25 protein-coding genes are annotated in these 24,357 nt (G+C 70.6%); 11 read left to right on the forward strand and 14 right to left on the reverse strand.

Features of this window, described 5'->3' with window-relative positions; all coding sequences use genetic code 11:
• The first annotated feature begins 85 nt into the window (after positions 1-85).
• Both MMSR116_RS21030 and MMSR116_RS21035 read left to right on the forward strand, forming a co-directional pair.
• Positions 86-2,836 carry a phosphoenolpyruvate carboxylase gene (locus MMSR116_RS21030; protein WP_010687111.1) on the forward strand — a complete coding sequence of 917 codons (2,751 nt, stop codon included), beginning with the start codon at positions 86-88 and terminating at the stop codon, positions 2,834-2,836.
• Between the two features lie 189 nt (positions 2,837-3,025).
• Entirely contained in the window at positions 3,026-3,997 is a 972-nt protein-coding gene (locus tag MMSR116_RS21035) for an HpcH/HpaI aldolase/citrate lyase family protein (RefSeq protein ID WP_010687112.1), read from the forward strand.
• A gap of 169 nt (positions 3,998-4,166) precedes the next feature.
• On the opposite strand, the gene MMSR116_RS21040 is transcribed toward MMSR116_RS21035, so the two are convergent.
• From MMSR116_RS21040 to MMSR116_RS21055, 4 genes are all read right to left on the reverse strand, one after another.
• On the reverse strand, positions 4,167-5,018 hold the full coding sequence (locus tag MMSR116_RS21040; RefSeq protein WP_010687113.1) for a glycosyltransferase family 2 protein: 852 nt from the start codon (positions 5,016-5,018) through the stop codon (positions 4,167-4,169).
• Positions 5,015-5,608: an SAM-dependent methyltransferase gene (locus tag MMSR116_RS21045; protein ID WP_010687114.1), complete on the reverse strand. Its 594-nt coding sequence runs from the start codon at positions 5,606-5,608 to the stop codon at positions 5,015-5,017. The genes MMSR116_RS21040 and MMSR116_RS21045 overlap by 4 nt, the downstream gene beginning before the upstream one ends.
• Positions 5,605-6,342, reverse strand: a complete 738-nt coding sequence (locus MMSR116_RS21050) for a PIG-L deacetylase family protein (protein ID WP_010687115.1) — start codon at positions 6,340-6,342, stop codon at positions 5,605-5,607. Before MMSR116_RS21050 ends, MMSR116_RS21045 begins: the two co-directional genes overlap by 4 nt.
• Positions 6,343-6,510: 168 nt before the next feature.
• Complete coding sequence (locus tag MMSR116_RS21055; protein ID WP_010687116.1) at positions 6,511-6,786, reverse strand: helix-turn-helix domain-containing protein; 276 nt, start codon at positions 6,784-6,786, stop codon at positions 6,511-6,513.
• A 269-nt stretch (positions 6,787-7,055) separates the two neighbouring features.
• Between MMSR116_RS21055 and MMSR116_RS21060 the strand changes: the two genes are divergently transcribed.
• Both MMSR116_RS21060 and MMSR116_RS31435 read left to right on the forward strand, forming a co-directional pair.
• Positions 7,056-7,571: an META domain-containing protein gene (locus MMSR116_RS21060; RefSeq protein ID WP_010687117.1), complete on the forward strand. Its 516-nt coding sequence runs from the start codon at positions 7,056-7,058 to the stop codon at positions 7,569-7,571.
• A 94-nt stretch (positions 7,572-7,665) separates the two neighbouring features.
• Positions 7,666-7,830 (forward strand): hypothetical protein, encoded by a 165-nt coding sequence (locus MMSR116_RS31435; protein WP_010687118.1) that lies wholly within the window; start codon positions 7,666-7,668, stop codon positions 7,828-7,830.
• Between the two features lie 367 nt (positions 7,831-8,197).
• Here MMSR116_RS31435 and MMSR116_RS32000 read toward each other — a convergent pair whose 3' ends face one another.
• Positions 8,198-8,485: a hypothetical protein gene (locus tag MMSR116_RS32000; protein ID WP_039894777.1), complete on the reverse strand. Its 288-nt coding sequence runs from the start codon at positions 8,483-8,485 to the stop codon at positions 8,198-8,200.
• Between the two features lie 180 nt (positions 8,486-8,665).
• Here MMSR116_RS32000 and MMSR116_RS21070 point away from each other — a divergent pair, with 180 nt between their 5' ends.
• Positions 8,666-9,199 carry a gamma carbonic anhydrase family protein gene (locus tag MMSR116_RS21070; RefSeq protein ID WP_010687120.1) on the forward strand — a complete coding sequence of 178 codons (534 nt, stop codon included), beginning with the start codon at positions 8,666-8,668 and terminating at the stop codon, positions 9,197-9,199.
• Between the two features lie 36 nt (positions 9,200-9,235).
• On the opposite strand, the gene ppa is transcribed toward MMSR116_RS21070, so the two are convergent.
• Both ppa and MMSR116_RS21080 read right to left on the reverse strand, forming a co-directional pair.
• Positions 9,236-9,769, reverse strand: a complete 534-nt coding sequence (gene ppa / locus MMSR116_RS21075) for an inorganic diphosphatase (RefSeq protein ID WP_010687121.1) — start codon at positions 9,767-9,769, stop codon at positions 9,236-9,238.
• A gap of 111 nt (positions 9,770-9,880) precedes the next feature.
• Entirely contained in the window at positions 9,881-10,387 is a 507-nt protein-coding gene (locus MMSR116_RS21080) for a GNAT family N-acetyltransferase (protein WP_010687122.1), read from the reverse strand.
• Positions 10,388-10,580: 193 nt separating this feature from the next.
• On the opposite strand from MMSR116_RS21080, the gene MMSR116_RS21085 reads away from it, so the two are divergent.
• A complete protein-coding gene (locus MMSR116_RS21085) occupies positions 10,581-11,306 on the forward strand; it encodes a tyrosine-protein phosphatase (RefSeq protein ID WP_010687123.1) in 726 nt (241 codons plus the stop codon).
• Positions 11,307-11,314: 8 nt separating this feature from the next.
• On the opposite strand, the gene MMSR116_RS21090 is transcribed toward MMSR116_RS21085, so the two are convergent.
• Complete coding sequence (locus MMSR116_RS21090) at positions 11,315-12,172, reverse strand: prephenate dehydratase (RefSeq protein ID WP_010687124.1); 858 nt, start codon at positions 12,170-12,172, stop codon at positions 11,315-11,317.
• A gap of 24 nt (positions 12,173-12,196) precedes the next feature.
• Complete coding sequence (locus MMSR116_RS21095; RefSeq protein ID WP_010687125.1) at positions 12,197-12,940, reverse strand: 3-deoxy-manno-octulosonate cytidylyltransferase; 744 nt, start codon at positions 12,938-12,940, stop codon at positions 12,197-12,199.
• Between the two features lie 310 nt (positions 12,941-13,250).
• Between MMSR116_RS21095 and MMSR116_RS21100 the strand changes: the two genes are divergently transcribed.
• The 3 genes from MMSR116_RS21100 (at position 13,251) to MMSR116_RS21110 (ending at position 15,894) form a co-directional block, all read left to right on the forward strand.
• Positions 13,251-14,228 carry a c-type cytochrome gene (locus MMSR116_RS21100; protein ID WP_010687126.1) on the forward strand — a complete coding sequence of 326 codons (978 nt, stop codon included), beginning with the start codon at positions 13,251-13,253 and terminating at the stop codon, positions 14,226-14,228.
• Positions 14,229-14,326: 98 nt separating this feature from the next.
• Positions 14,327-15,529 carry a multidrug effflux MFS transporter gene (locus MMSR116_RS21105; RefSeq protein WP_051072312.1) on the forward strand — a complete coding sequence of 401 codons (1,203 nt, stop codon included), beginning with the start codon at positions 14,327-14,329 and terminating at the stop codon, positions 15,527-15,529.
• A 95-nt stretch (positions 15,530-15,624) separates the two neighbouring features.
• Complete coding sequence (locus MMSR116_RS21110; RefSeq protein WP_010687128.1) at positions 15,625-15,894, forward strand: hypothetical protein; 270 nt, start codon at positions 15,625-15,627, stop codon at positions 15,892-15,894.
• A 49-nt stretch (positions 15,895-15,943) separates the two neighbouring features.
• Here the strand turns inward: MMSR116_RS21110 and MMSR116_RS21115 are convergent, their stop codons facing one another.
• Positions 15,944-16,456, reverse strand: a complete 513-nt coding sequence (locus MMSR116_RS21115; RefSeq protein WP_010687129.1) for a GNAT family N-acetyltransferase — start codon at positions 16,454-16,456, stop codon at positions 15,944-15,946.
• 97 nt (positions 16,457-16,553) lie between these two features.
• Positions 16,554-17,750 carry an MFS transporter gene (locus MMSR116_RS21120; RefSeq protein WP_010687130.1) on the reverse strand — a complete coding sequence of 399 codons (1,197 nt, stop codon included), beginning with the start codon at positions 17,748-17,750 and terminating at the stop codon, positions 16,554-16,556.
• A 62-nt stretch (positions 17,751-17,812) separates the two neighbouring features.
• Here MMSR116_RS21120 and MMSR116_RS21125 point away from each other — a divergent pair, with 62 nt between their 5' ends.
• Complete coding sequence (locus MMSR116_RS21125) at positions 17,813-18,625, forward strand: helix-turn-helix domain-containing protein (RefSeq protein WP_039894780.1); 813 nt, start codon at positions 17,813-17,815, stop codon at positions 18,623-18,625.
• 221 nt (positions 18,626-18,846) lie between these two features.
• Positions 18,847-19,458 carry an NIPSNAP family protein gene (locus tag MMSR116_RS21130; protein WP_039894781.1) on the forward strand — a complete coding sequence of 204 codons (612 nt, stop codon included), beginning with the start codon at positions 18,847-18,849 and terminating at the stop codon, positions 19,456-19,458.
• 9 nt (positions 19,459-19,467) lie between these two features.
• Here the strand turns inward: MMSR116_RS21130 and MMSR116_RS21135 are convergent, their stop codons facing one another.
• The 3 genes from MMSR116_RS21135 to MMSR116_RS21145 are packed head-to-tail and all read right to left on the reverse strand — an operon-like array spanning position 19,468 to position 24,342.
• Positions 19,468-20,574, reverse strand: a complete 1,107-nt coding sequence (locus tag MMSR116_RS21135; RefSeq protein ID WP_010687133.1) for a microcin C ABC transporter permease YejB — start codon at positions 20,572-20,574, stop codon at positions 19,468-19,470.
• 4 nt (positions 20,575-20,578) lie between these two features.
• On the reverse strand, positions 20,579-22,432 hold the full coding sequence (locus tag MMSR116_RS21140) for an extracellular solute-binding protein (RefSeq protein ID WP_010687134.1): 1,854 nt from the start codon (positions 22,430-22,432) through the stop codon (positions 20,579-20,581).
• Positions 22,429-24,342: an extracellular solute-binding protein gene (locus MMSR116_RS21145; RefSeq protein ID WP_010687135.1), complete on the reverse strand. Its 1,914-nt coding sequence runs from the start codon at positions 24,340-24,342 to the stop codon at positions 22,429-22,431. Before MMSR116_RS21145 ends, MMSR116_RS21140 begins: the two co-directional genes overlap by 4 nt.
• Positions 24,343-24,357: the final 15 nt, after the last annotated feature.

Raw genomic sequence — 24,357 nt, forward strand, 5'->3', positions numbered from 1 at the left:
GCGATCCGGCGCCTTCTGAACCACCCCACCCCAAACCCTCCCCGCAAGGGGAGGGGAGCGCAGCTTTGCGCCACGAGGTGGCCCCATGACCCGTACCCTTCACGCAACCCCAGGTCTCGTCGATGCCACGGCCTTCGCGCCGCCGGTGATCGTCGGCACGTCGTCGGAGCAGGCGCTGGACATCCTGTTCCAGGCGCTGCTCGACGTCGCGCGCCGGCACGACCCCGACCTCGAAGCGGTCCTGCACGGCACGGCCGACATCTCGCGCTTCTCGCCGCAGATGCTGGCGCGCGCGCTGCAGGTGCAGGGCATCTGGTTCCAGCTGATCTCCATCGCCGAGCAGAACGCCGCGATGCGCCGCCGCCGCCACGTGGAGCGGACGGAGGGCCGTGCCGCCCTCGGCGGTTCTTTCGCCAAGGTTTTTTCCGACGCGCGCAAGCAGGGGGTGCCGCCGGAGAAGATCCAGGCGCTGCTCAGCGACCTGCGCATCCGCCCGACGCTGACCGCCCACCCCACCGAGGGCAAGCGGGTCACGGTGCTGGAGAAGTTCCGCCGCATCTACCTCGTGCTCCGCGAGCTGGAGATGCCGCGCTGGACCGACCGTGAGCGCAACGGGCTCATGAACGAGCTGCGCGACCAGATCGAGCTGGTCTGGATGACCGGCGAGCTGCACCTGGAGAAGGCGACCGTCGAGCGGGAGGTGGCCTGGGGCCTGCACTTCTTCGACGAGACCCTGTTCGAGATGCTGCCCGAGACGATGGAGACCCTGGAGGAATCCCTCGCCGAGGCCTATCCGGGCACGGACTTCCGGGTGCCGCCGTTCTTCCAGTTCGGCTCGTGGATCGGCGGCGACCGGGACGGCAACCCCTACGTCACCGCCGCCGTCACCCGGCAGACCCTGCACCGCAACGCGCTGGCCTCGCTGACCCGCTACCGGGACGGCGTGCGCGAGCTGGGACGGACCCTGTCGCTCACCGAGCGTTCCCTGCCGCTGCCTCAGGGCTTCCGCCTCGAACTCAACCGGCAGCTCTCGGAAAGCGGACAGTCCCGGGCGATCACCCGGCGCAACCCGGGCGAGCCGTACCGTCAGTATCTCTCCTGCGTGCTGCGCAAGCTCGAGGCGACGATCGCCCGCAACGAGGGCGAGCATCCCTCCGGCCCCGACTACGCCAGCGCGGACGGCCTGATCGAGGACCTGCGCATTCTCGAGCGCGGCCTGACGGAGGCCAAGTGCGGCGCGCTCGCCCGCGACCTCGTCCGCCCGGTGCGGCGGATGGTGGAGATTTTCCGCTTCACCACCGTGCGGCTCGACCTGCGCGAGAACACCACCCGCACCACCGACACGCTCCACGCCCTCTGGCGCCAGCGCAACGGCGACGGCGAACCGCCGGCGCTCGGCTCGGCGGCGTGGCGCCAGTGGCTCGACGCGGAACTCGCCCGGCCGCGCGATCCCGAGCGCTCCTTCGAGGATTTGCCCGACGCCGCCCGGGAGACGCTCGCCACCTTCGCCCTCGTCGCCGAGATGCGCGACGCCCTCGACCGCGAGGCCTTCGGCGCCTTCGTGCTGTCGATGACCCGCTCGGTGGAGGACGTGCTCGGCGCCTACCTGCTCGCCAAGGAGGCGGGTGTGTTCCTCGATTCCGCCGGCACCGAGATCTGCCCGCTCCCGATCGTGCCCCTGTTCGAGACCATCGACGACCTGCGCGCCGCCCCGGCGATCATGCGGGCGCTCCTCGGCACGCCGGTGGTGCGCCGCTCGACCCGCTGGCAGGGCGGGGTGCAGGAGGTGATGATCGGCTACTCCGACTCCAACAAGGATGGCGGCTTCGTCGCGGCCAACTGGGAGCTGTTCAAGGCCCAGAGCAAGCTGACGCGGCTGGGTGAGGAACTCGGCGTCGGGATCGCCTTCTTCCACGGCCGCGGCGGCTCGGTGAGCCGCGGCGGCGTCCCGACCCAGAAGGGCATCATGGCCCAGCCGCCGGGCTCGATCCGCGGCCGGTTCCGCACCACCGAGCAGGGCGAGGTCGTCTCGTTCAAGTACGCCAACCGCGGAACCGCCGCCTACCAGATGGAGCTGCTGGCGGCCTCGGTGTTCGAGCACGCGCTCGCAGGGGACGGCGAGCGGGCGGGGCCGGGCCACGACGACGCCCTGGAGGCGCTCGCCGGCGCCTCGCGGGCGGCCTACGTCCAACTCCTCCAGACCGACGGTCTCGTCGACTACTTCCAGGCCGCGAGCCCGCTCGACGAGATCGCACTCCTCAATATCGGTTCGCGTCCGGCCCGCAGGTTCGGCGCCCGCTCGCTGTCGGACCTGCGGGCCATCCCCTGGGTGTTCGCGTGGTCGCAGAACCGGCACGTGATCACCGGCTGGTACGGCGTCGGCTCGGGGCTCGCGAGCTTCCTCGACGTGCGCGGCCGCGAGGGCGAGGCGACCCTCAAGCGCCTGTTCCAGGAATCCCGCGTGCTGCGCCTCGTCCTCGACGAGGTCGAGAAGACGCTGATGATGGTCGATCTCGACATCGCCCGCGCCTATGCGGGCCTCGTCCCGGATGCCGCCATCCGCGACCGGATCTTCGGGATGATCGAGGCCGAGTACGCGCTGACCCGCGAGATGGTGCTGCGGGTGAGCGGCGGCACGGACCTGGCCGAGCGCTTTCCGCTGTTCCGCGACCGGCTCAAGGGTCGGCTGCCGACCATCAACCAGGTCGGCCGCGAGCAGGTGGAACTGCTCGCCCGCTACCGCGCCGAGACCGACGAGGACCGGCGCGAGGCGGTGAAGTCGGCCTTGCTGTTGTCGATCAACTGCATCGCGGTCGGCTTCGGGGCGACGGGGTGAGGCGGTCCAGTAGTTTCACGCGCCCTCCCTCCCCCCTCTGCGGGGGAGGGGGAGCGCGGGAGCCTATGGTGCAGAGTGAAACGCGCCTCCGCGCCCTGTCAGGCCGTCCTACGCGCGCCATTTGCCGCCGATGAACGGGATCGCATCCCGCAACGGCACCAGAACCGTCACCAGGAGAGAGAACCCACGATGAGCTTCACCCTGATCCCGCAGGCCAAGGCCCGCCTGCACCGTTCCGAGCTGGCCGTGCCGGGCTCGAACCCGACCTTCATGGAGAAATCGGCCTCCTCGGCCGCCGACGTGATCTTCCTCGATCTGGAAGACGCCGTCGCCCCCGACGACAAGGAGAAGGCCCGCACCAACATCATCCAGGCGCTCAACGACCTGGATTGGGGCAACAAGACCATGATGATCCGCATCAACGGTCTCGACACCCACTACATGTACCGCGACGTGGTCGACATCGTCGAAGCCTGCCCGCGGCTCGACATGGTGCTAATCCCCAAGGTCGGCGTGCCGCAGGACGTCTACGCGATCGACGTGCTGGTCACCCAGATCGAGCAGGCCAAGAAGCGCGAGAAGAAGCTCGGCTTCGAGGTGCTGATCGAGACCGCGCTCGGCATGGCCAACGTCGAGGCGATCGCCCAGTCCTCGAAGCGCCTGGAGGCGATGTCGTTCGGCGTGGCCGACTACGCCGCCTCGACCCGCGCCCGCTCCACGGTGATCGGCGGCGTGAACCCGGACTTCTCGGTGCTCACCGACAAGGACGAGGGCGGCAACCGCCAGACTCACTGGCAGGACCCGTGGCTCTTCGCTCAGAACCGCATGCTGATCGCCTGCCGCGCCTACGGCCTGCGCCCGATCGACGGCCCGTTCGGTGATTTCTCGGATCCGGACGGCTACACCTCGGCGGCCCGGCGCTGCGCGGCCCTCGGCTTCGAGGGCAAGTGGGCGATCCACCCGAGCCAGATCGATCTGGCCAACCAAGTGTTCACCCCGTCCGAGGCCGAGGTGACCAAGGCGCGCCGCATCCTGGAGGCCATGGAAGAGGCCGCCAAGGCCGGCCGCGGGGCCGTCTCGCTCGACGGCCGCCTGATCGACATCGCCTCCATCCGCATGGCCGAGGCGCTGATCGAGAAGGCGGATGCCATGAAGGGCTGAGGCCTATCAGGCGAAGGGCAGAGCCGGGCTCAGCCCTTCGCCTTCGAGCTTCTCGTCTTTGCAAGCGCAGCGAAGCAAGCCAGGAAACCGCCACGTACGGATATCGGGCGCTGCCCTGGCTTGCTTCGCTCCGCTCGCAAAGACGGCGCCGGCCAGAGGGGCTGCAACCTCAGAACGGCCGCGCGTCCGGCAGCCGCGCGGCGGCCATCTCCGCCGGCGTCGGATCGCGCTGAACCACGATCCCCTCCCGCCGGTCGGCAGCGATCAGCCCGAGCCGGGCGAAGCCGTCGAGCCAGCCGTCCATCGGCCAGATCCCGTGCCGGTCGTGGAAGCGCGACGCGTTGGTGACGATGTCGCGGAAGTGCTGGAGCGGCGGGTCGAAACCCGGATGGTGCTGGTGGTAGGCCTTCGGACCGCCGAGGAACAGGATCGGCACGCCGGCCTTGTCCGCCCGGAAGGCGAGGTCGGTGTCCTCCGCCCCGTAGCCCGAGAAGCCTTCGTCGAACCCGCCGAGCCGGTCGTAGGTCGCTACGCGCACCGCGAAGGCGAGCGACCAGAACAGGCCCGGCTGCGGTGCCGGAATCACCGCTCCCGGCTGCGGGAAGCTTCTCACAGGGTGCGGGTGTCCCAGTCGGTCCAGATCGGCCTCGCGCCAGCCGTCCGTGACCGCTCCGGAGGGCAGGTAGCCGATCTCGCAGCAGATCAGGCCGTCCTGCTCGGCCACCGCCCGCGAGAGGCCGGCGACGAGGCCCGCCGCGGGGATGCAGTCCACGTCGAGGAAGATCAGCGTGTCGGCCCCGGCTGCCCGGCGGCCGGCGTTGCGCGCCGCCGCCAGCGGCAGGCCGTCATGCGGAAACGGCACCCGCTCCACCGGGAAGGGCAGGGCGGGCAGGGGCGCGTCGTCTCCGCCCATCTCCACGACGATGCAGCCATCCGGCAGCGCGCCGCGACCCAGCCCTTCGAGCAGACGAATCAGATGCGACCGCCGGCCCTTGTTGAGGGTGATGACCGCCGTGCTCACGACGCCGTCCCGGCGCGCAGGACGTCGATCCGGTACTCAGGCGTCCGCGATTGGTGCACGACCCGGGCAAACGGCGCGGCCAACCCGATGAAACCCTCGGCGGCGCCGTCGCCCGATTGCGGATAGTCGGTCTCCCCGAGCCAGTGCACCAGCACCATGTCGCCGTCGGGCTCGACGGCCTCGCCGACCAGGCGGACCAACTCGGTCAGGTCACGGGGTGCCAGGAAGTACAGGAACTCGGACAGCACGATCAGATCGAACCGGCCCGGCGGCCAATCGGCCGGCACCGCGCCCTGGCGGATCTCGACGTGGGGCCGGTCGGCGCAGCGGGCCTGCGCGGCCTGCACGGCTGCCGGGACCAGATCGGTGGCGAGCAGGCGCTCGCACCGCTCGGATAGGGCGCGGGTGAAGACGCCGATGGAGCAGGCCGGCTCGAAGGCGGACCGATACCGCGCCTGCGGCAGGGCGGCCAAAGTCGCCGCGTACTTGTCGCGCTCGTAGGGCGAGCTCGTGAACCGCCAGGGATCGGGGTCGCTCGCGTAGATGCCGGCGAAATAATCGTCCGGCAGGGTCTCGGTGCGTCGGCTCATGCCGGCACCGCCACGAAGCGCTCGTAGGGACCGCAGAGCCGGTCGATCATCGCGGGCTCCAGCCGGAAACCCTGGGGATCGTCCGAGATCAGGTCGGTGGTCTGGGACTCGTGCGCGGCGACCGCGTGAGCTTTGGCCTCCCGGTGGGCGGACACGTCGAGGCGCAGGCCGGTCGGGGCCGGCCCGACCTCGGTCTCGGGCGGCAACGTCCAGCCCCAGACCGGATACTCGTAGATCCGCACCCCGGGCAGACGCGGACGCGCCAGCGCGACGATGAGGGCGGCGGCCCTGTGATCGCAATGAGGGTCATGCCGCCACGTCACGAACACCGCGCCGGCGCCGCAGGCGGAAGCCGCACGCGCCACCGCCGCGGCCGCCGCTTCGGCGGCCGGGCCGTCGCTCGGCACATGCGCGTCGGGCAGCCGCAGGAAGGTGACGTCCTCCGCCGCGAGGCCGAGAACCGCCACCGCCCGCAAGGTCTCCGCCTCGCGCAAGGTGCGCAGCGTGTCCGGCGGATAGAGCCGGGACTGGGTGTGCGACCCGCAGCCGTCGCTGACGACCACGAGACGCACGGGCCGCCCGGCCGCGCACGCGGCGGCGATCAGGCCGCCGCAGCCCAGGCTCTCGTCGTCGGGGTGGGGCGCTACGACCACGAGGCCGCCGGGGCCCGCGAGTTCGTCGAGGCTCGCGAGCGGCAGCGTGTCGGCGGCTGCCAGGAAGGCGTCGGCGCGCATCAGCGTGCTGCCGGGCCCGGGGCAGCCGCGGGGCGCGTCCCGCAACAGGACCTGCGGTTGAAAAGATCGGGCACGGATCGCTCCTGGAACGACGGCGGGTCGATCCCCGAGCTATCGGCGCGGACGGCTGAACGCGCCATGAGCGGCGCGGTCAGCCGTTCATGGCCGTTACCGGTCGTTCTCCGTGGTCAGCGCGTCGAGGCGGGTCCCCTCGTCGGCGCCGCGCCGTTCCCTCAGGTGGACGCCCGGCGTCGGCGCGTCGGTGAACACGGCTCCGGCCACGCTCAGCGCGCTCCGGATCGCCTCGATCTGGCCGCTCGGCGGGTCGCCATAGCCACCCTCGAAATCGCGCACAAGCTTCTCGTCGCATCCGACCTTGGCGGCAAGTTCCGCCTCGGACCACCCGAGCAGACCGCGGGCCGCCCGCGACTGTGCCGGGCTCATCGCCCTTGCGCTCGCCCCGCTCTGCGCTCCTTCGTCAGACCCGGCCAACATCACCCTCCCGAGCTGTGATCATCAACAACGGCTCGGGTCCCGGATCGTTTCCGCGCCCGTCAGGGCGAGGCGTGACCATAATTGTGCTGAAATCCTGTTCCATCCGCTGAGGCGCATGGATTCGGGGCGGCCTCCGCGCAGGGCCGGCACGCGCCGCGGGCGCTGCATTTCCCGACCCGGGACGACGTGAGCACTGAGCGCGAGATGAGGACGGAACGATGAGAGGGGTGCTGATCGCGACTGTGGCCTGTGCTGTGCTGGCCGCAGACCTTTCCGCGGCAACGCAGGCGCAGGCGCAGATGGGCGGAGCCCCGACGGGCTTCGGCCGCGGCAACCGCCGTCCCGGCGGCGAGGACGAGAAGAAGCCCCAGTACGTGCCGGGTGCCAAGGCCAGCGAGAAGATCTTCCCGCTGGATTCGACCTGGACGGCCGTCAGCCTCAACGGCAAGCCGTTCGCCGGCGGCGACCGCCCCAGCTTCATCATCGATAAGCAGTACCGGGCCCGCGGCTACGGCGGCTGCAACACCTTTGCGGCGACTGCGTTCCCGCTCAAGGAGCAGCACATCGCGGTGGGCCCGCTCGCCCTCACCAAGAAGAGCTGCGACAAGGGGCTGGCCGCGACCGAGCAGGCCTTCTTCATCGCCCTGCGCACCTCGGCCGTGTGGGACATGGTGGGCTCGCAGCTCGTCCTGAAGAGCCCGAACGGCGAACTCAAGTTCGACCGCGCCCTTTAAGGACCGGTTCACCACGCCGCGCGAAGGCAGCCTGCGATTCAGACAGCCTTGACGGGCCGCAGGCCTCACTCGTCCCGTGGCGAGGAGGCGGCGGATGCCAGTCGGGATCGGAAGCGGACACAGGCAGACGGTGCGCCCCGGAGCCGCGCGGGCCCTCCGCTTTTCCGGGCCGGAGGGCTTCCATCCCGGAGCCCTGTGGCTCGCGGCCGCCGTTCCGGCAGCAGCGACGCTGCTCCTGATCGTTCGCCTCGCCGTCTGACGCCGGGACCTGCGTCGCGAGACGTCGGACTCCAGTCTCAGTCCGAGCCGGCGGCTTCGCGACGATCCGGGGAATCGTCCGCATCATCCGCGTCGCGGAGGGCGCGGACGTGAAGGGACACGGGCGGAAAGAGGCTCTCCAGGCCTGCCGCCACGCCGTACAGGACGGGATCCGAACCCGGACCGGCCCGCGGCGGGTGGAGGTCACTCGTCAATGTCGTTGCTGCGCGCACCTCGCGCCCATTCGCGAGCATTCGTCCGCGCCCCCGTCGCTGGTGTGTCATCGTCCAGAGAGTTCAATGCCGCCTGCCGCGTTTCGTTGCCGCAGGCGAAACCTATTTTTCACCAATACGGAACGGCCGGGAGCCTCAACCTCGGCTGCGCAGGACGACCGGCCCCGGTCGGCGACAGGCTGCCGGCACGACGCTGAGGATCGCGGCGCTCGGGCATCGAGTCCGGCAGTTCTGGGCGGCGTCGATCTGGTCACCCCCGCAGGTCTCGGCGAAACAGAAGGTGCCGAGATCCTCGCAGGTCGCGCGAAATCCGCCGCGGGGGGGCTGCGCGCTGCCCAGGTCGGCCGCCGCCGCCGGTGCGAGCAGAAGGCCGAGGACGCCCAGAAACGTCAGGGGGCCGACCGGTACCGAGAACCGTCTCATCCGCCTCATCCCGGTTTCCGGAGCCGCAACGGGCCGTGCCGCCTTCAGGTCGACACGCGAATCCCTATAGCATTGGCAGGCTGCCGACGCCTGTGCCATTCCGGCGACACGATCCGATCCCGCACCGCGGGGTTCCGGATCGACCGGATGTCCGCGCGCTCAAGCCTACGGAAGCCAGCGATGCCGCTCTACGCCCTCGACGAACACGTCCCGCAGCTCGCCGATCCCGACCGCGTCTGGATTGCGCCCGACGCGCAGGTGATCGGCCGGATCCACCTCGGCCTCGATGTGGGCATCTGGTTCGGCTCTGCGCTGCGCGGCGACAACGAGCCGATCCGCATCGGTGACCGGACCAACGTACAGGAGGGCGTGATCATGCACGTCGATCCCGGCTTCCCGCTCACCATCGGGGCGGACGTCACCGTCGGCCACGGGGCGATCGTCCACGGCTGCACGATCGGCGACGGCAGCCTGATCGGGATGGGCGCCACGGTGCTCAACGGCGCGGTGATCGGCCGGGGCTGCCTCGTCGGCGCCAACGCGCTGGTGACGGAGGGCAAGACCTTCCCGGACCACAGCCTGATCGTGGGGGCGCCCGCCAAGGCCGTGCGCATCCTCGAGGAGGCCGATATCGAGGGCCTGCGGCAGGCCGCCCAGCGCTACGTCGAGAACGCCCGGCGCTACAGGGCCGGGCTGCGCCGCATCGACGCCTGAAGGAGGAGGCCGCCCCTGTCGGGGCGGCCGCACCCGTTACTTCTTGGCCTTGCCGCGCTCGATCGCCTCTTCGATCAGCCGGTGGGCCTCCTCCTTGTCACCCCAGCGGACGAACTTGACCCACTTGCCGGGCTCCAGATCCTTGTAGTGCTCGAAGAAGTGCTGGATCTGCTGGATCGTGATCTCGGGCAGGTCAGTGTAGTTCTCGACCCGGTCGTAGCGCTTGGTCAGGTGGCGGGAGGGCACCGCGATGACCTTCTCGTCCTCGCCGCCCTCGTCCTGCATCACCATCACGCCCACGGGGCGCGCGCTGATGATGGCGCCCGGCACCACAGCGCGAGTGTTGGCCACCAGCACGTCGCAGGGATCGCCGTCGCCCGACAGGGTGTGGGGGATGAAGCCGTAATTGCCCGGATAGAACATCGGCGTGTAGAGGAACCGGTCGACGACGAGCGCGCCGGACTCCTTGTCCATCTCGTACTTGATCGGTTCGCCGCCGAGCGGCACCTCCACGATCACGTTGACGTCGTGCGGCGGCTTCTTGCCGAGCGGGATGGCGTCGATCTTCATGGCGTATTGGTCCCGGAACGCGGTCAGCTCCGCTTCCAGGCCCTCTTAGAGGCGCCGCCCGGCAAAGCAAATCTGGCGACGTCGCGCGCCGGCAACGAGCGCTGGAAAACGTCAGCCGAAGAGGTAGCCCACCTTGGGCAGGGCGAGGCCGGCCATGCGGTCGAGGGTCCGCGGTCCGGGACGGCCGCCGAGACCTTCGTAGAAGGCTCCGGCGCGGTCGTTGTCCTCCAGGCTCCAGACGCCGAGCTGGGTCAGGCCGTGATCCGAGAGGTCGTTGCGCACGGCCCGGAACAGGCGGCGGCCGAGGCCCACGCCCTGGTATTCCGGAAGGAGGTAGAGTTCGTCGATCTCGCCCTCGGTGCCGAGGGTGCGGCTGCGGGTCCGGCCGTAGGAGGCGTAGCCGACCAGCAGATCCCCCGTCTCCACCACCGCCACGGGCCGCCCGCGGCGCAGGGCGCCGCGCCACCACGCCCGGTCGCGGCTGGCGATCAGGCGCTCCAGGGCCACGCCCGGGATGATCCCGCGATAGGCCTCGCGCCACGACGCATCGAACACCCTGGACAAGCCGCCGATATCGGCCTCGCGGGCCCGGCGGATGCTCGTGGTGCGCGTGCTCATGGGCTTCGGGTCTCCCATCGTCCGACCGGCGGATAACCCGCGCGGCCCGCCCAGGTTCGATCCCGATCCGGGCGGAGTGAAGGCAAGAACGGCGCCGATTGCCGCGCGGATGCCTCGGCACAGCGCGGCGCAGCGATTTGCCGGGCTCTCGGGCGGCTGATAGAGCCCACGCTCGTCCCACGGCAGCACGGCCTTGTTCAACCGCTTCCTCAAGCCCGAGACGCGCTACGCGCGGCGCATGGCGCGGATCGCCCGCTTCGAGCGGCCGATCGCCGGCCCCGGCGACCGGCTCAAGGCCTGGGCCAACATGCTGCTGATGGACCACGGGGTGTTCCGCCTCGCCTACCTGAACCGCCATCGGGTCGGCTCGGGCGGCCTCTGGCGCTCGGCCCAGCCCGGCCCGCACCAGCTCGCCCGGTTCCGCGCCGAGGGCGTGCGGACGATCATCTCCCTGCGGGGCGGGCGCGAGCACGGCTCCTGGCCGCTGCAGCGGGAGGCCTGCGAGCGCCACGGGCTGATCCTGCGCGAGTTCGTGCTGCGCTCCCGGGAGGCGCCGGACCGGGAGACCATCCTGGGCGCCAGGGCGTTCTTCGCGAGCGTCGCGTATCCGGCGGTGATGCATTGCAAATCGGGCGCCGACCGGGCCGGCCTCGCCTCGGCGCTCTACCTGATCCTGCACGAGGGCCGCCCCGTCGCCGAAGCCGCGCGGCAGCTCTCGGCGCGGTACGGCCACCTGCGCTTCGCCAAGACCGGCATCCTCGACGCGTTCTTCGCCCGGTACCGCGTGGAGGGCGAGGCGAACGGGATCGATTTCCTCACCTGGGTCGAGACGATCTACGACCCGGAGGCGCTCAAGCGCGACTTCCGGCCGGGTTTCTGGTCGGATCTGGCGGTGGACCGGCTGCTGCGGCGGGAGTGAGGACGCGTCTACTCCGCGGCCGGCCGCGCGGCCTCCCGGAACGGGTGGGCCGGGTAGGTGCCGATCACCCGCAGCTCCCGGGAGAAGAAGCCGAGCTCGTCGAGCGCCCGGGCGAGGCCCGGATCCTCAGGGTGGCCGTCCACCTCGGCGTAGAACTGCGTGGCGGTGAACTCGCCGTCCATCATGTAGCTCTCAAGCTTCGACATGTTGACGCCGTTGGTCGCGAAGCCGCCGAGTGCCTTGTAGAGGGCGGCGGGGATGTTGCGCACGCGGAACACGAAGCTCGTCACGCAGGCCTGCGTCCCCGGCGCGACCGGCTCGGCCTCGGGGGAAAACACCACGAAGCGGGTGGTGTTGTGCACCTCGTCCTCGACGTCGCGCTCCACGATGTCGAGGCCGTAGACCTCGGCGGCGAGCGCGGGGGCGAGCGCCGCCCGGGTCGGGTCGCCGATCTCGGCGATCTCGCGGGCCGCGCCGGCGGTGTCGCCGGCCACCACGGCCTTCAGGCCCAGGCGGCGGATGATCCGACGGCACTGGCCGAGCGCGTGGACGTGACTGTGGACGCTCTTCAGCGCCTCGACCTTCGTCCCCGGCAGCACCATCAGCTGGAAGTGGATCGGCAGGAAGTGCTCGGCCACGATGTGCAGCGGCGAGAGCGGGATCAGGTGGTGGATGTCGGCGACCCGGCCCGCGATCGAATTCTCGATCGGGATCATCGCCCGCTGGGCCCGGCCCTCCGTGACGGCTGCGAAGGCGTCCTCGAAGGTGTTGCAGGGCAGCGGCCTCCAGTCCGGGTAGGCCTCCGCGCAGATGATGTGCGAGTTGGCCCCGGGCTCACCCTGGTAGGCGATGGTGCGGTCTGTCATCTCGGTCAGGATCGGTTGGCGGGTTCAGTTCAGCCGGCGGCCCCGGAGCAGGGCTCGGGCGCGCTCCAGGTCGGCGGGCGTGTCGACGCCCAGCGGCAGGTCGTCGACGATGGCCGCGTCGATGCGCATGCCGGCCTCCAGCGCGCGGAGCTGCTCCAGCTTCTCGCGGACCTCCAGCTCCCCCGGCGGCAGGGCGACGAATCGGCTCAGCGCGGTGCGCCTGTAGGCGTAGAGGCCGATATGGTGCCAGAGCGGGCCCTCGCCCCAGGGGGCGCGCCCGCGGGTGAAATAGAGCGCGCGCAGCCGTCCGGGGCCGACCGTGTGGCCCACGAGCTTGACCACGTTGGGGTTGTCGGCCTCGTGCGGGTCGGTGATCGGCGCGCAGAGGGTGACGATGTCCACCGTGCGGTCGGCGAGCGGCAGGACGGACGCGCCGATGATCGCCGGATCGATCGTCGGCAGGTCGCCCTGCACGTTGACGACCACGTCGTGCCGGCCTTCCGGATCGACGATCTCCAGCGCCTCGGCGAGCCGGTCGGAGCCGGAGGGATGGTCGGTGCGTGTCATCACGGCGAGCCCGCCCGCCGCCTCGACGGTCCGGGCGATCTCTGCGGTGTCGGTGGCCACCACCACGGGGCCGATGCCGGCCTCCACGGCCCGGCGCCAGACATGGACGATCATGGCCTCGCCGGCGATGTCGGCCAGCGGCTTGTTCGGCAGGCGCGTCGCGGCGAGGCGGGCCGGGATCAGGACCAGGGGGTCGGACATGTGAGTTCAGGCCTGGGCGCTCGAACCTGGCGTCCGCGCCAGGAGGCGGGCGGGTGCTTAACAGGCCTGTCCCCGGTTGTCGTCCCCGATCCGGACCGGCAGATGTGGGGGGAGCGAAGATGCTGATCGGTGACAAGCTGGACAATTCGGTGGAACAATCCTGCGCCTGAGCGACGCGGACGGCGCGTGCGGCATTGTCAGGGACGGTCCGGAACGGCTAAGGCAACCTCGAAATCCTCCAATGTCCGGTGTCCGAGTCTGCTGGCCCGTCTCAGGCGCGCGACTGGCCCGGCCAAGTCGCGAGAAGAGCATGAACTCGTTCGAGGTGAACAAGGTCCTGGGTGCCGTCCTCGGTGCCCTGCTGTTCGCGGCCGGATCGGGTTTCGTAGCCGAGCTGATCTATCATCCGAAGCCCGCGGGCAAAGCCGGCTACGACCTGCCCGAGCCGGAGCCGGAGGCTGCCGCGGCGGCGCCGGAGGCCAAGGTCGAGCCGATCGCGGTCCGCCTCGCCAGCGCCAACGCCGAGAAGGGCGAGGCCGGCACCAAGGCCTGCCATGCCTGCCACGCCTTCGAGAAGGGCGGCCCCAACAAGGTCGGGCCGGATCTCTACGGCGTCGTGGAGCGTCCGAAGGGCGGCCATGCGGGCTTCGAGTACTCGGCGGCCATGAAGGAGAAGGGCGGCGCCTGGACGTATGCCGACCTCGACGAGTTCCTCACCAACCCGAAAGGGTACGTGAAGGGCACCAAGATGGCGTTCGCCGGCATCGCCTCGCCGCAGGAGCGCGCCAACGTCATCGCCTATCTGCGCAAGAATGCGGACGATCCCAAGCCGCTGCCCGCCGTCGAGAAGAGCGATGCGGCGCCTGCGGCCGCGCCCGCGGCGGCGAAGCCGGAGGACAAGCCCGCGGCTTCGCCCGAGAAGCCGTCCGCCGACAAGCCGGCGGCCTCGAAGCCCTCCGAGGGCAAGGACAGCCCGGCGAAGCCAGCCGATACCAGCACCGCCAAGCCCGTGGAGGAGAAATCTCCCGGCAGCCCGCGCACCACCGGCGAATCGAGCGACCGGAACGCACCGTCGCCGCCGGCCAACGCCCATGACGGCGACCAGCAGGGCACGCCGTCGAGCCTCATCCCCGCCGAGCCGACCGCGCCGTCGGCCCCGGCCGCCAAGGAGCCGCCCGCACAGGCCAATCCGGAGGCGGTGGACCGGGCGAAGGACCTCGAGGTCGGCGGCCCGACCAAGGATCTGAACGCGCCGCTGCCGACGCCGCAACCGCTTCCGAAGCAGTAGCGGAGCGTCCTGCCTCGCGTCTGGCACGTTCCTCGGGCATGGCTCCGGGCCTGGCCTTTGCCTAAGAGCGGCCGCGGCCCGGCGATCCGATCGGGTCGATGAACCGCGAAGGAACGGCCTTGCCAGAGCGAAGCTCCGAAGCGGAGGAGCGCCGGGCGCCCCTGCCGCTGCTGGTTGCCGTGACCATGACGGGCACGGTCGCCCTGCACATCTTCGTGCCGGCGCTCGCTGCCGCGGCCGCGGATCTGGGAACCAACGCGGCCGGCGCGCAGCTCACCATCACGGTCTACCTGATCGGGCTCGCGGGCGGTCAGCTCCTCTATGGCCCGCTCTCGGATCGCTACGGGCGGCGGCCGATCCTGATCGGGGGCCTCGGCCTCTACCTTGCCGGCCTGCTGCTCGCGATCCCCGCGCCGAACATCGGCGTCTTGCTCGTCGCCCGCGTCCTGCAGTCGCTCGGCGCCTGCGGCTCGCTGGTGATCGGCCGGGCGATGGTGCGCGACGTCTCGACCCGCGAGGATGCCGCCCGCAAGCTCGCGATTCTGACCACCGCCATGACGCTCACGCCGGCGCTGGCCCCCGCGATCGGCGGCGTGGTGAACGAAGCCTTCGGGTGGCGCGCCGTGTTCGTGGTGCTGGCCGCCCTCGTCGCCGTGCTGGGATCGCTGGTTGTGTTCACCCTGCCGGAGACCAACCGCCACAAGGTGGCGCTGCCGGGCTTCGTCGCGGTGCTCGCCGGCTATCTCCGGCTGGTGCGGATCCCGGTGTTCCGCGCCTACCTCGTGGCGGGGGCCTGCGGCGGCACCAGCCTCTACGCCTTCCTGGCGGTGGCGCCGTTCCTCCTCGTCGACCGGCTCGGACGCTCCTCGCAGGAAGTCGGGTTCGATTGCCTCATCGTGGTCTTCGGCATGGTCGGCGGCGCCGTTCTGGCGAGCCGGCTCGCCGCGCGGGTGCCGATCCGGAAGGCCGCCCGGAGCGGCAACCTCCTCTGCATCGCGGCGGCGCTGGCGCTGCTGGCCGTGGACCGGACCGGGATGCTCGGCGTCGTCAGCCTGATCGTGCCGCTCTTCGCCTACGCGGTGGGCGTCGGCCTGCTCAGCCCCAACGCGGTGGCCGGCCTCATGAACGTCGATCCGCACGCGGCGGGCTCCGCCTCCAGCCTGTACGGTTTCACCCAGATGACCTTCGGGGCGGTGTTCACGGCCGCCGCCTCGGCCTGGCCCGCGACCTCGGCGACGCCGGTCGCGCTGGCGCTTCTCGCGGCCGGGCTGATCGCTGGTCTGGCGCTGCGGCGGGCGTGAGGCGCGACGCGCGGCGCACCTGCGTCGGGCCGGGTATTTCGGAACGGTCTTGGCGGGGACGGCATTGAGAGGCCCCAACCCACTGGAGACACGCCATGCAGCGCTTGCCGATCATCGTCCTCGCTACGCTCGCCCTCGGCGGTACCGCCTTCGCGGCCGAGCAGGGCGCCTCGTCCCGCACGCCGGGTCATGAAATGCAGGAGCATGGGAGCAAGGCGGGCAGCCCCGGCGCGTCCGGCTACGCCCCCGGCCACGAGATGAAGTCCGGTACCTCGGAATCGACCGGCTCGACGTCGCGGACAGGCGGCTCGGCCACCGGGACGTCCGGGACGTCCGGCACCAGCGGTTCCGGCACCCGCCGCTAACACGCCGTTGTCCGCCCCGCTCGATCGGCCGATCGGGCGGGGCGATGTTTTATGGTGGCCCGGATCGCACGGCTTCGACGAGACCGGCGACGCGATCCTGGAAGCCCGCCGCAAGTTCCAGCCACAGGAGGCGCGCCGGATCGACTGGTCCGGGGAGGCTCAGGCGCCCGGCTGCCACGGGGACGAAGCCGAAACGGCCGTAATAGGGCGCGTCGCCCACCAGGATGACCAGCCCTTCGCCCGCCTGACGGGCCGCCTCGATCGCCGCGCGGGTCAGGGCACCGCCGATGCCGCGGCCCTCGAAGCTCGGATCCACTGCCAGCGGACCGAGCATCACGAACGGCGTCGCTCCGGTCCGCACCGGCCCCATCCGCACCGAGCCGACGAGGAAGCTTCCCACGGAGGCGGTGACTCCGAGGTCGAGCCGCTCGGCCGCGCCCTCGCGCAGGCGATAGGCCGTGCGGGCGAACCGGCCGGGTCCGAAGGCGCGGGCCTGTAGCCGCTCGATGGCGAGGGTATCCTCCGGCCGCTCGGGCCGGATGACGAGGGACAAGGGAGTCACGGCAGGGTCACGGCAGGATTACGGTGGAGCTACGGGAAGCGCGCGGGTCGGATGGCCGCCGCGTAGCAGCGTCGGCCCCGGCTCGCAAACGGCCCTTCTACTCCGCCGCCGCGAGGCCCGGCCGCGCGCCACCCTGCGTCAGCTTCAGGAAGCCGAACGCCGACAGCCAGATCACCGCGCCGCAGGCGGAGGCGACGCCCAGCACCAGTCCGAAGCCGCCGCGGTCGTGCAGCAGCGCGATCGCCGGCACCACGAAGCCGCTCGCCGTGAAGCCCACGAAGTAGCGCACGCTGTAGGCCCGGGCCCGGTAGGCAGGGGGCACGTAGCGGGCGATCATCGCGTCGTTGATGACCACCTGCCCGTAGATCGCCGTCATGGCCAGCATCAGGCCGAGGAGGAGCGGCACGCCGGTCGAGAGCGCCGCGATCCCGAGTCCAAGCGGCTGCAGAACCGAGAGGGCCACGAACAGGGACGGCAGGCTGTAGCGGTCGATCAGCCGGCCCATGGCGAGCTGCATCAGCGCGCCGAACAGGAACACCCCGGTGGCCAGCGAGCCGGTGATCGCCAGGGGCAGCGCGTGGCCGACACCCTCGTCGATCACCTTGGGCAGGCTGATCGTCGTGAGGTTGAAGGTCAGGCCGCCGGCGAAGATCGACAGGGCGAACATCGCCATGAGGGCCCAGGGCCGGGTCACCGGGATCACCGCCGCGCCGCCGGCCTTCCGGCCCGCGGCCTCGCCGTCCCCCGGCACCATCGCCACGAAGGCGGCCCCACAGGCGAGGCAGACGAGGCCCGGCACCACGAAGGCCGCGCGCCAGCTCACGGTCGCGGCGAGCAGCGCCGTGATGCCGGAGGCCGAGGCCGCGCCGAAATTGCCCCAGACGCCGTTGATGCCGAGGTCGCGCCCGAGCCGGCGGGCGTGGGTCACCAGCATGGCCGAGCCGACCGGGTGGTAGATCGCCGAGGCGAGGCCGAGCACGCAGAGCCACACGGCGAAGGCGAGGGGCGTCGAGGCGCTCGCCACGCCGAGGCACGACAGGCCGTAGCCGAAGAAGAAGATCGCCAGCATGTTGCGGCGCCCGAACCGGTCGGCCAGCGACCCCATCGGCAGGGAGCACAGGCCGAAGGCCACGAAGGCGCCGGTGGCCAGCCCGATCAGCTCGCCGTAGCCGAGGCCGGTCTGGCTCGCGATGGCGATGACCGCGGTCGGGTAGATCAGCAGGACGAAGTGATCGAGGGCGTGCGCGACGTTCACGAAGCGCAGGGTGCGGCGGGACAGCGTGTCCGGTTCCATCGCGGCATATCCTCCGGGATCGCTTCCTGATAGCCTGACCCGATGGAGGTGTCGGGCCGAGTATGTATGCGAACGGGCCATTCTCGCCGGCCGAGGCGCCGCGCCCTGCGCGATCCACGAACGCCGCCGACTATCAGGACGTGCCGCGCGCGGTCGCGGTGATGCCCAAATCCTACGCGGCCGGGATGGTGCTGGACCGCCATTTCCACCCGCGGGCGCAACTCCTCTATGCCACGGCCGGCCTGATGATGGCGTCGGCCGAGGACGGGACCTGGGTCGTGCCCGAGGGTCACGCCCTCTGGATCCCGCCGCGTCTGCCCCACGCGGTGGCGACCCACGGCGCGGTGGCGATGTGCTCGGCCTATCTCGACCCGATCGCCGTCGCGGACTTCCCGGAGAGTTGCCGGGTGATCGCAGTCTCGTCCCTCCTCGCCGCGGCTCTGATCGCGCTGGCGGAGGAGCCGGTGTTGTACGACCAGGATGGCCGCGGCGGCCACCTCGCCGCCCTCGTGCTCGACGAGATCGGCCGCGCTCCCGCGACGCCCCTCGCCCTGCCGCTGCCCCGCGACCCGCGCCTGCGCCGGGTCTGTTTCGGGCTGATCGAGGATCCGGCCTCGGAGGCCGATCTCGATGCCTGGGCCGACCGCGCCGGAGCGAGCCGGCGCACGTTGACCCGGGGCTTCCGCACGGAGACGGGCTTGAGCTTCGGGGACTGGCGGGCTCGGGCCCGGGTGATCCGCGCCCTGGCGCTGGCGGCGGAGGGACGCTCGCCCCGGGCGGTGGCGGAGGCGGTGGGCTACCGGAGCGCCCAGGCGCTGCGCCTGACGGTGACGCGGGTGCTGGGTCCGGCTGTCGCGGGGCAGGCGCCTGCGTGATCCTGGCCCGGGAGCCGGAGTGATCTAGCTTCGAGGAGATGGCGCGATCGGCGGAGGCGTCATGCCGCCGCCGGTCGAGGGCCACGGCCCTATATTCCGTGCGCGTGGAGCGAAGCCATTCAGGGATGCCAGGCCTGCCGATGGCGCGCTGCCCTGGGTCACTTCGCGCCGCTCGTGAAGACGGTGACGGCCGCTTCGTTCAACCGCATACCGGATGGGCCATGCTCTACGAGTTCACGACACTGTCCTCTCCGCTCCTCGCCGTCGGTCAGGTCTGCGAGCGGGCGCGGGCCTGGGCCGCCGAGGCCGAGACCGGGACCCTGCTCGGCTGCTGGCGGACCGAGATCGGCACCCTCGGGCGGGTGCTCCTCCTGCGCGGCTTCGAGACTCCCGAGGGCATGACGTCGGAGCGGCGGCGCGCCCTGATGAGCGCCGCGCCGTTCAACGCGGGCGATCTCCTCACGGCCCTGACGATGGACAGTTACGCGCTGTTCCCGTTTCTGCCGCCGCTGCGCACCGGAGCCCGCGGCGGTGTCTACGAGTTTCGCACCTATCGCCTGAAGCCCGGCGGCTTGCCTCCGACACTGGCTGCCTGGGAGGCGGCGATCGGGCCGGCCAGTCCCTACACGTCGCACCTCGTGACCAACCTCTACGCCCTCGACGGCCCGCCCCGGATCACGCACATCTGGGCCTTCTCCAGCCTGGAGGAGCGCGCGACGCTGCGCGGGAACGCCTACGCCTCCGGACTCTGGCCGCCGAAGGGCGGGCCGGATCAGATCCTCGAGGCGACCTCGACCGTCGCACTGCCGGATCCGGGCTTACCCTTGTCCTGAGATCGCGCCTCAGGTCGCCCGCGCCGAGAAATCGATCCGCGGGTCGATCCAGACGTAGATCAGATCCGACAGCAGGTTCACCGCGAGCCCGAGCAGGGAGAAGATGTAGAGGGTCGCGAACACCACCGGGTAGTCCCGTCCGACGATCGCCCGGAACGACAACTCGCCGAGCCCGTCGAGGGAGAAGATCGTCTCGATTAGCAGAGAGCCGGTGAAGAAGGCCGAGATGAAGGCCCCGGGGAAGCCCGCGATCACGATCAGCATGGCGTTGCGGAAGACGTGGCCGTAGAGCACCCGCCGCTGGGACAGGCCCTTCATCCGCGCGGTCAGCACATACTGCTTACGGATCTCGTCGAGGAACGAGTTCTTGGTCAGCAGGGTCGAGGTCGCGAAGGCGCCGATCACCAGGGCGGTCAACGGCAGCACCATGTGCCACGCGTAGTCGGTGACCTTGTGCCAGGTCGAAAACCCGTCCCAGCCTTCGCTGGTCAGGCCCCGGAGCGGGAACCACTGGTAGAACGAGCCGCCCGCGAACAGGATGATCAGCATCAGCCCGAACATGAAGCCCGGGATCGCGTAGCCGATGATCACCACGAAGGAGGTCCAGCGGTCGAAGCGCTCGCCGTCCTTCACGGCCTTGCGGATGCCGAGCGGGATCGAGATCGCGTAGGACAGGAGCGTCATCCACAGGCCGAGCGAGATCGAGACCGGCAGGCGTTCCCTGATGAGCTGGATCACGGTGACGTCGCGGAAGTAGCTGCGGCCGAAATCGAACCGGACGTAGTCCCAGAGCATCTTGGCGAAGCGTTCCGGCGCCGGCTTGTCGAAGCCGAACTGCTTCTCCAGCTTGGCGATGAATTCCGGGCTCAGCCCTTGCGCGCCGCGATAGCGCGAACTCGCCTCGCCGCCTCCGCCCGATGGCCGGCTAGCCCCGCCGAGATCGCCGGAACCGCCAGTGACGCGGGACATGGCTCCGTCGCGCTGGCCCTGAAGCTGCGACAGCACGCGCTCCACCGGGCCGCCGGGGGCGAACTGCACGATGGTGAAGGTGATCAGCATGATCCCGAACAGGGTCGGGATCATCAGGCCGATGCGGCGCAGGATGTAGGCGAGCATCGCGTCAGTCCCGCCCGATCCGCTTGGCCTTGTCGGCGTCGAACCACCACGTGGCCGGCGCGGCGAGGTCGTATTTCGGCGGGTTCGCCGGGCGGCCGTAGACGTCCCAGAGGGCGAGACGATGGGTCGAGGCGTACCACATCGGCACCCAGTAGCGTCCGGCCCGCAGCACCCGGTCGAGGGCCCGGCAGGCGGTGGTGAGATCGGCGCGCGACTTCGCGTCGGCGATGGCGGTGAGCAGGGCGTCGATGGCCGGGCTCGCAATCCCCGACAGGTTGTTGGACCCCGCGGTGGCGGCCGCCCGCGCGCCGTAGGTCTCGCGCAGCTCCGCGCCCGGCGTCAGTCCGCTGCTGTAGCGGCGCGGCGTGACGTCGAAGTCGAACTCCTTGAGCCGGGATTGGTACTGGGACGGATCGACCGTGCGCAGGCTCGCCTTGATCCCGAGCAGGCCCAGGTTGCGGATGAAGGGCTGGGTCACCGCCTGGAACACCGGATCCTCGTCGAGGAACTCCAGGCTCAGCGGCTGCCCGCCCGGCAGCACGAGGTTGCCGCCCTGGCGGGTGCAGCCTGCCTCGCGCAGCAGCGCGTCGGCGCGCTTGAGCAGGGCCCGATCCTGGCCGGACCCGTCCGAGACCGGCGGCGACCACGCCTCGCCGAACACCTCCGGGGGCAGATCCTTCAGCGGCTCAAGCAGGGCGAGTTCCTCGGCGGAGGGCTTCCCCGTGGCCTTGAGGTCCGAGTTCTCGAAGAACGAGGCCGTGCGCGTGTAGGCGCCGTACATCAGGTTCCGGTTCGACCACTCGAAGTCGAAGCACAAGCCGATCGCCTCGCGCACCCGGGGATCGCGGAAGGCCTCCCGGCGGGTGTTGATCCACCAGCCCTGCGTGCCGCTCGGACGTGCGTCCGGCACCATCTCGCGGACGACGCGCCCCTCGGCCAGGGCCGGGAAGTCGTAGCCGGTGGCCCAGACCCGGGCGGTGAACTCTTCTCTGAACGTGAAGGCGCCGCTCTTAAACGCCTCGAACGCCACGGTCCGGTCGCGGAAGTACTCGTAGCGGATCGTGTCGAAGTTGTTCTGGCCGACGTTCACCGGCAGTTCGGCCGCCCAGTAATCCGGCACGCGCTCCAGGCCGATGGAGCGGCCGGGATCGACCGTGCCGACCCGGTAGGGACCGGAGCCCAGCGGCGCCTCCAGGGTCGAGGCCTCGAAGTCGCGGCCGCCGTAATAGGCCGCCGAGAAGATTGGCAGTTGCGCCACGAACAGCGGCAGGTCCCGGGCGCGGCCGGCTTCGAAGGTGACGACCAGCCGCTCGTCGCCCTCGGCGCGGGCGTCGGTCATGGCACGGATCACCTCGGCGATCTCCGGGTGTCCCTTCTCGCGCAGGAGCTTGAGGCTGAAGGCCGCGTCCCGCGCGGTGAGCCGCGAGCCGTCGTGGAACCGCGCCTGCGGACGCAGGGCGAAGGTGTAGGTGAGACCGTCCGGACTCACCGTGACCGACCGCGCCACCAGCCCGTAGAGCGCGTCCGGCTCGTCGAGGGCGCGGACCATCAGGCTGTCGAAGGTCAGGTTCAGGCCGGCGGCCCCCTCGCCGCGCAGCACGTAGATGTTGAGCGTGTTGAAGGTGTTGAACGCCTGATTGCCGATCGTGCCGGAAAGCTGCGCCGAGAAGCGCCCGCCGCGGGGCGCCATCGGGTTCACGTAGTCGAAGCGCTCGAAGCTGGGCGGATATTTCAGCTCGCCGAAACTCGACAGCCCGTGACGCTCCCCCTCATCCGCCCATCCCAACCGGACCGTCGCCAGGGCGGCGGCGCCGAGGACAACCCCCCGTCGGGTCGGCGTCCAGAGACGGCCCGTCAACGGGGCGCCCCGGTCTTGGCGGCGAGCTTCTCGTCGTACCACCACGTCGTCGGGAAGCCGGAACTGGCGTAGAGCGGCAGGATGGAGGGGTGGCCGAACCGGTTCCAGCGCAGGGTCCGCTGCTGGTTCGAGGACCATTGCGGGACGACGTAGTCGTGGGCCAGCAGCACCCGGTCGAGCGCCCGCGTCGCGGCGATCACGCCGGGGCGGTCCTTAGCGAAGATCACCTTCTCGACCAGCGCGTCGATGCCGGGATCCTTGATGCCGATGAGGTTGCGCGAGCCGGGCTTGTCGGCCGCCGCCGACCCCCAGTACTCGCGCTGCTCGTTGCCTGGCGAGAGGGACTCGCCCCACGACGTCGTCGTGACGTCGAAATCGAAGTTGCGGATGCGGTTCTGGTACTGCGCCTGGTCGATCACCCGCAGGGTGGCGTCGATGCCGATGAGCTTGAGCTGCGCGGAGAATGGCAGGATCACGCGCTCGAAGGTGTTCTGGAACTCCAGGAACTCGACGGTGAGCGGCTCAGCCGTCGCCTTGTTGACCATCTTGCCGCCGCGCAGCTCGTAGCCGGCCTCGCGCAGCAGGCCGACCGCCTCGCGCAGGTTCTTGCGCACGGCCTCGGGGTTGTCGTTGACAGGGTTCGCGTAGGGCGTGGTGAACACGGAGGGCGGGACCTTGTCCTTGACGCTCTCGAGGACCGCCTTCTCGTCGCCCTCCGGCAGCCCCGAGGAGGCCAGCTCCGAGCCGAAGAAGTAGGAGTTGATCCGGTTGTAGAGGCCGTAGAACAGGGCCTTGTTCATCTCCTCGTAGTTCATCGCGAGGTTGAAGGCCCGGCGCACCCGCGGATCCTTGAACTTGTCCTTGCGGGTGTTGAACGCGAAGGCCTGCATGATGCCCATGCCGCGGTCGGGGAAGGCCTCTTTGATGAGGCGCCCCTCCTTCACGGCCGGGAAATCGTCGTAAGCCGTGGCCCAGTTGCGGGCGATGTTCTCGACGCGGAAGTCGTAGAGGTCGCCCTTCAGCGCCTCGACCAGGACGGTGCCGTCGCGGAAATACTCGTAGCGCTCGGTGTCGAAGTTGTAGCGGCCGGCATTCACCGGCAGGTCCTTGCCCCAGTAATCCGGCACCCGGGTGTAGGTCGCGGTGCGGCCGGGCTCGAACTTCGCCAGCCGATAGGGACCGGAGCCCAGCGGCGGCTCCAGGGTCGTCTCGGTGACGCTGCGCTGCTTGCCGTTGGCGTCCTTGGCGGTCCACCAATGCTTCGGCAGGATGCGGAGCTGCCCGATCACCTGCGGCAACTCGCGGTTGCCGGTCTCCGTGAAGGTGAAGGTCACCTCGCGCGGCCCGGTCGCCTCGGCCTTGGCGACGGTGTGATAGTAGGCGGCGTAGAACGGACTGTTGGCCTTCAGCACGTCGAAGGACCAGACCACGTCCTCTGGGGTGATCGGCTTGCCGTCATGCCAGCGAGCGTTCTCGCGCAGCCGGTACGAGACCGAGCCGAGGTCGGGGGCGATCCGCACCGCCTCTGCGAGCAGGCCGTAGGAGGTGAACGGCTCGTCCGAAGACTCGGTCATCAGCGAGTCGTAGATCTGCTGGACGCCGCCTTCGAGATCACCCTTCAGGCCGGCCACGACGATGTTGAAGTTGTCGAACCCGCCTTGCGCACCCAGGCGCACGACACCGCCCTTGGGCGCGGCCGGATCGGCGTAGTCGAAGTGCTTGAAGTCGGGACCATATTTCGGCTGGCCCATCAGCGTGATCGCGTGCGTCCACTGGCCGTTGGCGGCTGGCAGCGTCGGCGGCGTCGACGGCATCGCGGACGGTTCCTGCGCGCGGGCCGGGGCGAGCTGGAGGCAGGCGACGAGGAGCGTCGCGGCGAGGAGGCGTCCGGTCACGGTCTGCGCTGTCACGGGCAGGCTGTCTCC

The sequence above is a fragment of the Methylobacterium mesophilicum SR1.6/6 genome (assembly GCF_000364445.2).
In the GTDB taxonomy this organism is placed as follows: Bacteria; Pseudomonadota; Alphaproteobacteria; order Rhizobiales; family Beijerinckiaceae; genus Methylobacterium; species Methylobacterium mesophilicum_A.

Coding starts and splice junctions, on each gene's coding strand:
- MMSR116_RS21030 (WP_010687111.1), top strand. CDS start 86: ATGACCCGTACCCTTCACGCAACCCCAGGTCTCGTCGATGCCACGGCC.
- MMSR116_RS21035 (WP_010687112.1), top strand. CDS start 3,026: ATGAGCTTCACCCTGATCCCGCAGGCCAAGGCCCGCCTGCACCGTTCC.
- MMSR116_RS21045 (WP_010687114.1), bottom strand. CDS start 5,608: ATGAGCCGACGCACCGAGACCCTGCCGGACGATTATTTCGCCGGCATC.
- MMSR116_RS21050 (WP_010687115.1), bottom strand. CDS start 6,342: ATGCGCGCCGACGCCTTCCTGGCAGCCGCCGACACGCTGCCGCTCGCG.
- MMSR116_RS21055 (WP_010687116.1), bottom strand. CDS start 6,786: ATGAGCCCGGCACAGTCGCGGGCGGCCCGCGGTCTGCTCGGGTGGTCC.
- MMSR116_RS21060 (WP_010687117.1), top strand. CDS start 7,056: ATGAGAGGGGTGCTGATCGCGACTGTGGCCTGTGCTGTGCTGGCCGCA.
- MMSR116_RS31435 (WP_010687118.1), top strand. CDS start 7,666: ATGCCAGTCGGGATCGGAAGCGGACACAGGCAGACGGTGCGCCCCGGA.
- MMSR116_RS32000 (WP_039894777.1), bottom strand. CDS start 8,485: ATGAGACGGTTCTCGGTACCGGTCGGCCCCCTGACGTTTCTGGGCGTC.
- MMSR116_RS21070 (WP_010687120.1), top strand. CDS start 8,666: ATGCCGCTCTACGCCCTCGACGAACACGTCCCGCAGCTCGCCGATCCC.
- ppa (WP_010687121.1), bottom strand. CDS start 9,769: ATGAAGATCGACGCCATCCCGCTCGGCAAGAAGCCGCCGCACGACGTC.
- MMSR116_RS21080 (WP_010687122.1), bottom strand. CDS start 10,387: ATGAGCACGCGCACCACGAGCATCCGCCGGGCCCGCGAGGCCGATATC.
- MMSR116_RS21090 (WP_010687124.1), bottom strand. CDS start 12,172: ATGACAGACCGCACCATCGCCTACCAGGGTGAGCCCGGGGCCAACTCG.
- MMSR116_RS21095 (WP_010687125.1), bottom strand. CDS start 12,940: ATGTCCGACCCCCTGGTCCTGATCCCGGCCCGCCTCGCCGCGACGCGC.
- MMSR116_RS21100 (WP_010687126.1), top strand. CDS start 13,251: ATGAACTCGTTCGAGGTGAACAAGGTCCTGGGTGCCGTCCTCGGTGCC.
- MMSR116_RS21105 (WP_051072312.1), top strand. CDS start 14,327: ATGAACCGCGAAGGAACGGCCTTGCCAGAGCGAAGCTCCGAAGCGGAG.
- MMSR116_RS21110 (WP_010687128.1), top strand. CDS start 15,625: ATGCAGCGCTTGCCGATCATCGTCCTCGCTACGCTCGCCCTCGGCGGT.
- MMSR116_RS21120 (WP_010687130.1), bottom strand. CDS start 17,750: ATGGAACCGGACACGCTGTCCCGCCGCACCCTGCGCTTCGTGAACGTC.
- MMSR116_RS21125 (WP_039894780.1), top strand. CDS start 17,813: ATGTATGCGAACGGGCCATTCTCGCCGGCCGAGGCGCCGCGCCCTGCG.
- MMSR116_RS21130 (WP_039894781.1), top strand. CDS start 18,847: ATGCTCTACGAGTTCACGACACTGTCCTCTCCGCTCCTCGCCGTCGGT.
- MMSR116_RS21135 (WP_010687133.1), bottom strand. CDS start 20,574: ATGCTCGCCTACATCCTGCGCCGCATCGGCCTGATGATCCCGACCCTG.